Raw genomic sequence first — 962 nt, forward strand, 5'->3', positions numbered from 1 at the left:
AAAAGCTGGTGGTGGACGAGGAGGCCGCTGCCGTGGTGCGGCGTATCTTCGCCCTGTGCGCCGCCGGGCAGGGACCCAGCCAGATTGCCCGGCTGCTGAAGCGGGAACAGGTGCTATGCCCCACAACCTACGCTTATAAAACCTTTGGCGTTGCCCATAGCAGTCTGAATTTGAATGATCCCTACGGGTGGTCTGACAGTACGATTGCCAACATGCTGGAGAATGAGATTTACCTGGGCAACACCATCAACCTCCGGTACAGCACTCGTTCCTACAAGGACAGGCGAAAAGTAGAGCATCCCAGGGAAGAATGCATGGTGCTGGAAAACACCCACCCCGCCCTGGTGAGCCGGGAAGTCTGGGATATCGTCCAGCAGGTACGCCAGCACAAACGGCGGCCTACCAAGATGGACGAGCAGAACAAGTATTCCGGGCTGGTGGTGTGCGCCGACTGCGGGAGTACCATGGTGCTCCACCGCGCCCATACCATGAGCCGGTCCTACAACCACTTCACCTGCCGGACCTACAAGAAGGACGTCACCCTCTGCACCGCCCACTATATCCGGGAGTGCATACTGGATGATGTGGTCCTGGAGGATCTGCGGCGGGTGACAGCGATGGCCAGGGAGCACACCCAGGAGTTTGCCGCGTACATCGGCAGCAGGCAGTCCGCGGAGATCCGCAAAGAGGCGCGCGGGTTGGAACGGGAACTGACTGCTATGAAGAAGCGGAGCAGGGAGCTGGACAGCATCTTCAAGCGGCTCTATGAGGACATCGTCCTGGGGCGGATCACAGCGGAGCAGTTCCAGACACTCTCCGGCAGCTACACCCAGGAGATGGAAGTGCTGAACAGGGCCATCCCGGAAAAGGAAACTGCCATCCAGAGGCTGCGGGAGCAGGTGTCCGGCACCGACCACTTTATCTCCCTGGCAAAGCGGTACACGGACATCCAGGAACTGACA

At 59.6% G+C, this 962-nt stretch carries 1 protein-coding gene; it reads left to right on the forward strand.

Annotated elements, in window-relative coordinates; translation table 11 throughout:
* A partial coding sequence (locus tag B5F88_RS19740) for a recombinase family protein (protein ID WP_204246288.1) occupies nt 1-962 on the forward strand: 962 nt, incomplete at both ends.

The sequence above is a fragment of the Flavonifractor sp. An306 genome (assembly GCF_002159455.1).
Lineage (GTDB): Bacteria > Bacillota > Clostridia > Oscillospirales > Oscillospiraceae > Flavonifractor.